Annotated in this window: 1 rRNA gene; it reads right to left on the bottom strand. The window is 38.8% G+C overall.

The features are described 5' to 3' along the window. Nucleotides 1–170 precede the first annotated feature (170 nt). Nucleotides 171–281 (bottom strand): 23S ribosomal RNA (locus tag JJQ60_RS22450); the annotation flags it as partial.

Raw genomic sequence — 281 nt, 5'->3', positions numbered from 1 at the left:
AGCCCCGATGCTATAACCACCTTAAATCTTTCAGTGAGCAGTATGCAGTATTTAGTTTGCAGTATCTACTGCCGACTAACCACTAACTAGCTGCCAACTGTATAAGTTGACATATTGATTTAAACACGATAAAAAGAGTTGTCAAAAAGCTTAGTAAAAAGCAATTGCTGACACATAAGCCTATGGGTTATTAGTACTACTCGGCTATGACATTACTGCCTTTACACCTATAGCCTATCAACGTGGTAGTCTCCCACGACCCTTTAAAGAAATCTCATCTT

The organism is Aquimarina mytili (genome assembly GCF_016735115.1).
Lineage (GTDB): Bacteria > Bacteroidota > Bacteroidia > Flavobacteriales > Flavobacteriaceae > Aquimarina > Aquimarina mytili.
Note: the sequence above shows the minus strand (reverse complement) of the source record. Positions and strands in the feature narration are given on the sequence as shown.